Annotated in this window: 6 protein-coding genes and 2 pseudogenes; 5 read left to right on the top strand and 3 right to left on the bottom strand. The window is 47.2% G+C overall.

Annotated features, from left to right (window positions below; all coding sequences use genetic code 11):
• Positions 1–118 precede the first annotated feature (118 nt).
• Positions 119–3,634 carry an NACHT domain-containing protein gene (locus tag AC5JL3_RS01840; RefSeq protein ID WP_496072866.1) on the bottom strand — a complete coding sequence of 1,172 codons (3,516 nt, stop codon included), beginning with the start codon at positions 3,632–3,634 and terminating at the stop codon, positions 119–121.
• 138 nt (positions 3,635–3,772) lie between these two features.
• On the opposite strand from AC5JL3_RS01840, the gene AC5JL3_RS01845 reads away from it, so the two are divergent.
• A complete protein-coding gene (locus AC5JL3_RS01845) occupies positions 3,773–3,991 on the top strand; it encodes a hypothetical protein (protein ID WP_496072867.1) in 219 nt (72 codons plus the stop codon).
• A 3-nt stretch (positions 3,992–3,994) separates the two neighbouring features.
• Here AC5JL3_RS01845 and psbA read toward each other — a convergent pair whose 3' ends face one another.
• Together psbA and AC5JL3_RS01855 are read right to left on the bottom strand one after the other, a co-directional pair.
• Positions 3,995–5,077 carry a photosystem II q(b) protein gene (psbA, locus tag AC5JL3_RS01850; protein ID WP_192221405.1) on the bottom strand — a complete coding sequence of 361 codons (1,083 nt, stop codon included), beginning with the start codon at positions 5,075–5,077 and terminating at the stop codon, positions 3,995–3,997.
• A 123-nt stretch (positions 5,078–5,200) separates the two neighbouring features.
• Positions 5,201–5,542, bottom strand: a complete 342-nt coding sequence (locus AC5JL3_RS01855; protein ID WP_496072868.1) for a histidine triad nucleotide-binding protein — start codon at positions 5,540–5,542, stop codon at positions 5,201–5,203.
• A 159-nt stretch (positions 5,543–5,701) separates the two neighbouring features.
• Between AC5JL3_RS01855 and AC5JL3_RS01860 the strand changes: the two are divergent.
• The 4 genes and pseudogenes from AC5JL3_RS01860 to AC5JL3_RS01875 form a co-directional block, all read left to right on the top strand.
• A pseudogene (locus AC5JL3_RS01860) lies at positions 5,702–6,616 on the top strand (YifB family Mg chelatase-like AAA ATPase); the annotation flags it as partial.
• Positions 6,617–6,718: 102 nt separating this feature from the next.
• Entirely contained in the window at positions 6,719–7,894 is a 1,176-nt protein-coding gene (locus AC5JL3_RS01865; RefSeq protein WP_496072869.1) for a tyrosine-type recombinase/integrase, read from the top strand.
• Complete coding sequence (locus AC5JL3_RS01870; protein WP_496072870.1) at positions 7,891–9,357, top strand: tyrosine-type recombinase/integrase; 1,467 nt, start codon at positions 7,891–7,893, stop codon at positions 9,355–9,357. Before AC5JL3_RS01865 ends, AC5JL3_RS01870 begins: the two co-directional genes overlap by 4 nt.
• Positions 9,350–9,460 (top strand): annotated as a pseudogene (locus AC5JL3_RS01875) (hypothetical protein); the annotation flags it as partial. The gene AC5JL3_RS01870 and the pseudogene AC5JL3_RS01875, both read left to right, overlap by 8 nt.
• Positions 9,461–9,789 lie beyond the last annotated feature (329 nt).

Raw genomic sequence — 9,789 nt, forward strand, 5'->3', positions numbered from 1 at the left:
AATCAGTAGTGAGTGCGATCGCTAATTGGGTAATGCTGTTGTTGCGCTTGCTCTCGCAACGCACTTCCAAAAAAGTTCAACAGCCTAATAGCTAGTTTTCAAAGTATATACTTCGACTTTAATGTGTGGTCTGAGTTTTTAATTCTTCTATCTGCTCGTCACGACCCACCCGCACCCTAGCCCTGCGGCTAACTGAATAGAGCGCTTGGTAAATTGCAGGTTCCAAATAGCTTTCCTCTTGGCTGCTCAGCGATGAACCCACTTCGAGCAATGCTGTGACTGTCTCACAGTCATCGGCTAATTCACCAATTACCTTGACTACAGAAACCCATGTCTTGTACGGGGCTGTGTACGTCCCACGCTCTGCTAGTAGATGCAATAACTCAGGCACCAACGACTTGGTAGCAAGTTTCGGCAGAGTGTCTAGAAGTTCATCTTGAAATGAGCGTGAAGTCTGTTGACGCAAAATCCCTAGCACTTGCTGAGCAATTACATCAGGCTCGTATTCCAAGGTAGCAAAGATAATGCCCTTTGCCTCACAGACAGATGCATTATATTTTGTTGTCCAAGTGAAGAGTCTGTTGATCTCATCACGTATAAACCACGGGGATGACAAGCCCTCTTCTCTCCAGTTAGCTGTAGTCTGCTCCAATGCTCTCACTAGTGCTGGCAATACAGAGTTATCTCCCAAGCTTTTGAGAGTACGAGTTATCCGTCGCCAAACATAGCCAATCCAATTAGAGTTTCCCAAACACAAGTTAGGAGGAACGACCTGGCTTTGTATTGCCTCGCGTAGGCATTTGATACTCTCTTGTTCTCCCCAAGTTCCTAGAGTTGCAGCTATGCCCGCTCGGACGCGCTTGGCAATATTTTGGTTTTCCAGCATTTTCCTTAATGAAGTCATAGCACTTTCTTGCAGACCTTCCAAGGATTCTGTCAACAACCACCGAATCTCCCAATCTAGAGTTTCATCTTGAAGTTGTTCCAAAATGGAACTTACTAATGATGAATCTTTTAAGTCTCTCAGAGCCTGAGCGATCGCTGGCTTTATGCTGGTGTTAGTGGTTTCTGTCAATAGCATCTGTAGTAATTTAGGAGCAACAGACTTGTCACCTGAATTGCCTATCAACTCAAGGATTGTAATTTTTTCAGCGTCATAGCAATCCTCGTCAGTTAGCGTATCTATCAGCTTAGGAACTATGGATTTTTCCCCTAATTCAAACAAAGCCGTAGCCAACTGTATCTGAGTCCATTGCTCTGTCGCAGCATTGAACATAGTAAGTAGCTGAGGAACAGCGTTGCTAGCTCTTAACTCAGCTAGTGCATATGAGATACGCCCAAGTACCTGTCCATCAGGTTCTACGCTCCTCTTCAAAAGGTTCAGCAAGCGCTCAGCTACATTTTGATCGCCATGTTGCCCACAGGCAGAGGCAATGCTAAAGCGCTTCTCCATTAATGCAACAACATTTCTCTGTCTCTCTAGCTCAGTCCTTCCTACAGGAATGAGCATCTCCAGCAGCTCATCAATTAGATCTGTGTTGCCAATCTCCACCAAGACTTGAGCTGCCCGATCCCAATCAAGCTTGTATGCTGAGGTTTGAAGCAGATTTTTTACCTCGGCAATGATGCGCTCTCTCAAACCTCGCATCCTAATAACAGGAGTGCCTACTAAACAACGTGCCGCCAAGAGTAAATCACTGTCGAAAAGGTCATCATTTGCAGCTAGATGTTCCTCTGTAGACACTAGCCTGTCTACGTCTTCAGGCGGCAATTCAATTGAACGCCCTAAGATGCCCAACAGTAGTGGTGTTGCATCTGCCATGCATCCAGCTAACAGCAGGATGACTTCTTCCCACCAAGGCTCGTGGCGATGAGCGACAACTGTTTGGATTCCGTCTGTACCTCTGTCATTGGCAGCGAGAGCAGCCAGGTACTCTTGGAACGTTAAATGCAGAAACCCATACCAGCTATGAGCTTGCACCTTTAGCAAACCATATTGGGTGGCAATTTCATCTAGGATCGCTTGCCTCTCTTCTGGAGGAATATTGATGGCAGGTAGAAAATCGGCAACCAGTTGCAGCAATTCAGCTTCAGGGAAGTAGCGTTTCCCTGACTGGTGAAAATGCCAAGCTACTTCTTTCAAGAGGTTGAGTTTTCGATCTGTCGTGAACTGGGTGCATCGCTTGATGTTTCGATGAGTATCCCACTCTCTAAGCAAGACTTCCAGGCAGCGACTATATAGCTCAGCGCGACGCTCCGGTAATTCCAGGTCTTTCTGGTAGACAATTGCAATCAGAGCCAAGATAAGTGGGTTTGCTGCCAGCGTCTGCATCCGCAAATTTCCTGCCAGTGCTTGCTGTAGTCCTTGAGCCTTGGCGGTATCTGCTTTAAACCAGTTATTGACAAAATCCTGAATCTGCTTCCAGCTAAAATCCAGCACTTCTAAAGTCTGAAATGCTGTCAATCCCCTATGCCAGCCAGCTTTGCGACAAGTTAGTGCGATGGGAGCCTCAAGGAATAGGCTATCCAAGCGATTTACCTCATCAATAACCTGCTTGTAAACGTCTTTAGCCTCTTCAAGGGTAGCGCCAGCCAGCACCTCGTCGAGTCCATCCAACAATAAGGCGGCTTTTCCCTGCTCCAACTGTTCCTGAAGGTAGGAGCGAGCCTCCCGGAAGCCGTAGCGTTCAGCCCAGTCTGAGGCAACGAAATCGAGCAGGCTGTCCATTTTGCTGTCCACAAAGCGCCACAATTCAACGTAGACTGGCAATTCAGGCAAGTTTGACAGCTCCCCTTTAGCCACTCTCAGAGCCAGATAGCGCAACATCGTAGTTTTACCAGCCCCCGGATCGCCCAGCACTACCATTCGTCGCAATCTGGCTAAGGCGTCTTCCGGTGACATGGCTTTAGTTGCCCATTCCGCCGAGCGTATCTGGGAGTGCTGTAGCAGTTCTGTGGGTTCTCCTACTGCTAGTGGTGCCATCTCCTCCTCTTTGGCATAGCGCAGAGGTTCTTCTTCCCGCACTCGCACCTGCACGTAGATGTCCTCCAAGTGAAGAGGACTGGACATTTCCAGAATCTTCAGGTTAGAGAGTGTCTTAATCAGGCTGCGTCGATAAGCTTCAGCGCACTCTTGGGCAGTCCGTGCCTGTTTAGCCTTAGCTTCCTCCTCCCGATTTGCTGCTGCTGCCGCCTCTTCTACTTGCCGTTGTTTCTGTTGTTCTGCTTCCCAAGTTTTCAGTTTTACTGTATGCTCATGCTTCAACTCCTCCAACTCCCTTGTCATTTGCATTTTGTCCCGTTCCAACTGGTGGTTTTTTCGCAACGTAAACAACGTAATTCCACCAGTGATAAGGGCAACTATAATTACGCCAGACCATGCAATCCAGTTGCCTTCAGTGCGTTGCAAGAATCTTGGAGTAGGTGTTGATGACGGAGAGGCTTTTGCTGTAGGTGAAGCAGTTGGGTTACTTGTAGCCGCAGGCTGTAGTGATGGAGAAGCTTTCCCCGTGGGCGATGCAACTGCGCTAGGAGACGATGGTTGTGGATTTTGGGCAAAACTGGCACCCGCCAGAAATAGACTAACTAAGACAGCACTAGAGGCAAGAACACGCCTTTGATTTCCCGGTTCCATATTCTTTAGGAGGTTGCCCACAATGGATTTATCGACAATTTAGCGCAACCGATCAGGCAGACGGGAGATGCGATCGCACCCACAGCACCTAAAAAAGATCGCCTTATCGGGTGGTTAGTAGTTCGTTTGCTTCCCAATATGCAGCGGAAAGTTGTAGATCGTTGTCGTACACGCTCTGATGCTGAGGGACATTTACAGGTACTTCGTCGCCTCATGCCTGAAGCTCAATTAGTGGTTGTGTTTGACTGCGATGTGGATGAAACGCGATCGCAACATAGCATCCCTGTTTCCCAACCAAGCACAAAAACAAAAAGCGCCCTCTTTTGGAGAGCGCTTTATTCGTTATCTAGGTGCTAAGAATTAGCCGTTGATAACTGGAGCTGTCAGCGCAACAGGAGTCGCTTCACCAGCAGCTAGGTCTAAGGGGAAGTTGTGAGCATTGCGCTCGTGCATCACTTCCATACCCAGGTTGGCGCGGTTCAACACATCAGCCCAGGTGCCAATCACACGACCCTGTGAGTCAATGACCGACTGGTTGAAGTTGAAACCGTTCAGGTTGAACGCCATCGTGCTGATACCCAACGCGGTGAACCAGATACCGATGACAGGCCAAGCCGCGAGGAAGAAGTGCAAGCTGCGGCTGTTGTTGAATGAAGCGTATTGGAAGATTAAGCGACCGAAGTAGCCGTGAGCCGCAACGATGTTGTAAGTCTCTTCTTCTTGTCCAAACTTGTAACCGTAGTTCTGAGATTCGGTCTCGGTTGTCTCACGTACCAGTGAGCTGGTTACCAAGGAACCGTGCATGGCACTGAAGAGTGAACCGCCGAACACACCAGCTACACCTAACTGGTGGAATGGGTGCATCAGGATGTTGTGCTCAGCTTGGAACACGAACATGAAGTTGAATGTTCCACTGATTCCCAAGGGCATTCCGTCTGAGAAGGAACCTTGTCCAATTGGGTAGATGAGGAATACTGCTGTTGCAGCAGCAACAGGAGCGCTGTAAGCTACGGCAATCCAAGGACGCATACCGAGGCGGTAGGAGAGTTCCCACTCACGTCCCATGTAGCAAAATACGCCGATGAGGAAGTGGAAGATTACTAGCTGGTAAGGACCACCGTTGTAGAGCCACTCGTCAAGAGATGCAGCTTCCCAAATGGGGTAGAAGTGTAAGCCGATAGCATTGGAGGAAGGAACAACGGCACCAGAGATGATGTTGTTTCCGTAGAGTAAAGAACCAGCAACAGGTTCGCGGATACCATCGATGTCTACGGGAGGGGCAGCGATGAAGGCGATGATGAAGCAGGTGGTGGCGGCAAGCAGGGTAGGAATCATCAACACTCCGAACCAGCCTACATACAGGCGGTTGTCGGTGCTGGTTACCCAGTTGCAGAACCGTTCCCACACGGATGCGCTGCGTTCGCGCTGTAATGTGGTTGTCATTTGGTTTATTAGTGCTTTGTTTTGATGTTTTTGCAGAGGTTTGATGTCTGCGTATAAATACCTTAACTCCTTTATTTCGTTTTGTAAAGTTCTTAAAGGAAATTTCAGATTTTGGGCATTACCTTAACCGGGTGGCCATTTCATGTGGCGTCCACCCAAGATGTGTAAATGTAGATGGTCAACGGTTTGACCGCCATCAACACCATTGTTAATCACAACGCGATAGCCGTCTTCCAGACCGACTTGCTCTGCAACACGCTTGACGGTTAAGAGGAGATGTCCCATCAAGGCGTGGTCTTCCGACTCGGCAGCCGCCAATTGAGGAATAGGCTTTTTGGGAATTACGAGAATGTGAACAGGTGCTTGAGGAGAAATGTCTTTGAAGGCAAGTACTAAGTCGTCCTCATAAACAATGTCCGCTGGAATTTCGTGACGGATAATTTTGCTAAAGATAGTTTCGCTCATGCTGCTCTTTCCAAATGGCATTGATTGCAGTTACTCAGGCTGCTACGTGCAATTCTACGTGGTGAGCGTCTGGGAAGAAACTAAATACAGTAATTTCCCGGTTAAATTGCCAAGATTGCAAGCACTATACTCACAAGTCAAGTATCAAGGGATATAGATATGCTTGCAAGGGTTTGGAGTGCTTCTATTGTAGGGATTGATGCCGTGAAGGTGGGCGTTGAAGTTGATGTTTCCGGGGGACTGCCGGGAATTGTGGTTGTGGGTTTACCGGATACAGCCGTTCAAGAATCGCGAGAACGGGTGAAGGCGGCACTAAAGAACGCTGGTTTTGCCTTTCCGATGCGGAAGATTGTGATCAATTTGACACCTGCTGACTTGCGGAAAGAGGGGCCAAGCTTTGACTTACCGATCAGTGTGGGAATTATGGCAGCATCCGAGCAAGTGAGTGCTGAGTTGCTAGGAGATTATTTATTTTTAGGAGAAGTTTCTCTGGATGGGAATTTGCGACCCGTTGCTGGGGTACTGCCAATTGCGGCAGCAGCAGCGCGGTTGGGGATTGCTGGTTTGGTTGTCCCCGTTGACAATGCGCGAGAAGCAGCCGTTGTCCAAGGGTTAGCCGTTTATGGGTTTAAGGATTTATCGCAAGTTGCTGACTTTTTGAATGAGCCAGAGCGTTACTCACCGATGCAGATTGATGGGTTGCAGGAGTTGGCTCACTCCAAGTTGACTGGACCCGATTTAAAAGATGTTAAAGGTCAGGCTCACGCTCGACGCGCTTTGGAAATTGCGGCGGCTGGGGGACACAACTTGATTTTTGTTGGACCGCCTGGGAGTGGTAAAACAATGCTGGCGCGACGACTACCTGGAATTTTACCCCCGCTCTCGTTTGAAGAAGCCCTTGAAGTGACGCAAATCCACTCCGTTGCTGGGTTATTGAAAGATAAAGGAACATTAGTAAGCGATCGGCCTTATCGTAGTCCCCACCACTCGGCTTCTGGACCCTCTTTAGTTGGTGGTGGTAGCTTTCCGCGACCAGGGGAAATTTCCCTTGCTCACCGAGGCGTTCTGTTCCTTTTTTATAGACATTAGTTATCTATTCACATAAACAACAACAACAGGAGCTGTCTTGTAGTAATATCACTCTCATGTAAGCTATTCAAGTTATTCATATTATTCATGGGAGCAAAAGTTCTTGAATCTGTAGAGCGACTTTCCAACGGGGAAGAGCTAGTTCGGTGGCACTTATTGGATGAAAACTACCAGCTCATCAAGCCAGTTGAGCGATTTCTGCGCTCAAAGCAAAGATCTAGAGCTGCCGTTGGAACGATTAAGACCTATGCCGAAAAACTCAAAGCATTCTGGAAATACCTTGAGGTAAAGGTGATTGACTGGCGCGACTTTAGTTCATCGCGACTGGATGAGTTCGGTTATTGGTATCTCAGTGGTGGCTTGCTATTGGATGGGAAGGCTGTTTCTCCCAAATCAGGGGAAATCTTAGCTGGTCGCAACGAGCGCACCGTTAATCTTGCAATCACCGTAGTAGTACAGTTCTATGATTTCCATACGAGCATTGGAACTGTTGAGGATAAGAAACTGAGGAAGTATCGCACATCCCGTAGAACCAAGCAAAGGGGGAAGCTTGCAGGATACATCAAGCAATCACCCACTGAAACCACGCAACTGCGGTATAAGGAATCCAAGCAGTTTCCTGGTTGTCTAACCTCTGAACAGGTGCGTATCCTCATCGATGCTTGCAGCACTGCACGAGACAAGCTGATCCTTTGGCTGTTGGCAGATACCGGGATGCGTAGGGGTGAACTGCTAGGAGTACACGAGTCTGATTTGGATTGGACTGCCCGAACAATAAAAATAGTACGCCGGAACAATCCAAATCACGCCTATGTAAAGGGGAAGGAACGAGAGCTATCTATCGCAGACCTCCTGCGAGACCGAGAGTTCTGTGAAATCTTGACGGAATACACCGAACAAGAGTATCCCCGTGAAGTCGTTGAGCGGTTGGGACACGACATGCTCTTCGTTGTCCTTCACCGTGGTTCACCTAGCTATGGCAAACCATTAGAACCGCAGAACCTTAACAAGCTGCTGAAGCGGTTACACAAGAAAACTGGTATTGACTTGAAGCGGATCTATCCACATTTGTTTAGACATGGCTATGCAACTCACAACATTCGAGAGGGACGGCAGAAAGGTAAAGACAAGTTAGAAGTAGCAAAGACTGTACAGCGGCAGCTTGGTCATCAGTCTATCGCTACAACATTGGATGTTTACGACCACTCCTTTGCAGAAGCTGAACTTGCGGAAGGAATCGAAAGAGTAGTGAAGATAAAATGATACTGGCGTTACAACAAACTGAACTGTACGAGGTATTGAATCATCCTGACAATCCGATTTATGTTCATCTGAATGACACAAAGCTGGAGCGGGATATTTGGGACATACGGCAAGACTTACCGACACTTGCAGAGGATGCCCAACTTAATGGGTCTAGGACTATATCCTTTAAGGCTATCTCATTGCCGTGGTTGAAAGAGTTGACAAAACTGTCAGTGTTGGTTGCTGTTGGGAATCGACGGTGGAGTCTGTCGCGTTTGTTAAATATACTCTCTGCTACCAATAACTTCAGTAAATGGCTAGTTGAGCAGGGCTATGTTACGCCATCTTTGTTAACTCTTCAGATAGTACAGCAGTGGGCACAGGATAAGTCTATGTCTCAAGTGCACTGTTTGTCAGGATTGCTTTATGTGCTAAGACAATCAGGATGTATCCAGTTTCAAGTAAGTTACTTAGGACAAAACCGAACTAAGCCTCCCAAAATCATCCCTGAAGAGGTTAAACACAAACTTGATATAGCTCTAGAGCAATTGGATAAACCGATATATCTCATGTTCAAACTCCATGCAGCATTAGGGACTCGGATCAGCGAAATTTCTAAGATTCCTATAGATTGTTTGAGATGGCGAGAAGGAGTACCACGAATACGACTCTGCACAGGAAAACAGGACAACAGCAAACAAGAACAGGACTTGCCTGAGGAACTAGTTTTCCTAGTCAAGCAACAACAAGTGTTAGTGCGCCAGGAGTTTGGGGAAGACTTCCCGTGGTTATTCTCTCATTGGGTCTGGAGCACAAAAGGATTTCAGCATCAAGATTCTTGGCCACCCAATGTCAAGTACCATAGGGAGCAGCCTAAAAAACTAAGAGAAAAATTGAACAACCTGTTAACAAGGATTATTGAAAAGAATGATATTCGTACCAATGACGGCAGTCTAGCTCATGTCACTACTCATATGTATCGACGCACTTATGCAACGATAGCTGACCGTATGGGTAAACGCCCAGATCAAATTCAGAACGGGCTGCGACATGCTAATCCTGATATGCAAGATTCTTATGTTTGTGTTTCGCCACAGGAACAGGAGAAGCGTACCGAGCGGGTACTGGTAGATAAGGATGGGCGACATACCATTTATCCTACTGATCAGGACAGCCAGTTTCTTCGCAAAGAGTGGGGAGCTAGACAGGTAGAACTAGGACTTTGCACTCGACCCAAAATCAACGAAAAGTGCGAGTTTGAATATGTCTGTCTGGGCTGCGAACATGTCCGTTTTGCCGATGAACATCTGCCTCAATTGCTACAGGTACGAGAGAGAAATCAAGAGTTGTTGGAGCATTGTCTGGAAGCTGGACAATCTGATAGCCGAAAGGCACATAGTGCGCGTCAATTTATTTCTATCCTAAACACCATTGTTGCTGGTTTATGGGCCGAAGGGAATCAGAAGCTGACTCATGAGTAATTTAACGTGTCCTCACTGTGGTAACAGTACATTCCGGAAAAATGGGTTTCGTCTCCGCTCAAATGGTAGAGTACGACAATACAAATGCAAAAGCTGTGGCCGTTCGTTCATGGAAGAGTATTTTTCCCATATTCCTGTTAATGCGAGTGGGAATAGCTGTCCTTCCTGCGGTGGCAACCATATTACAAGTAGAGGATTTCATACTTTCTCAAATGGAAAAGAAGTACAACGATACAAGTGCAATCTTTGTGGGAAAAGTTTCTCTAGTAATTACTTAAAACCACCTGCCCAGCCTGCTGGCGAGAACTGCCCAAAATGCGGTAGCTGCAATACAGTTAAATTAGGAAGTCCTAGAATAAACAAGGGCTATACGAGCCAACCTTGTTCATGCAAAACTTGTGGCAAGGGCTTTTCAAAAGATAAACGAGAAAT

The sequence above is a fragment of the Symplocastrum torsivum genome (assembly GCF_059505465.1).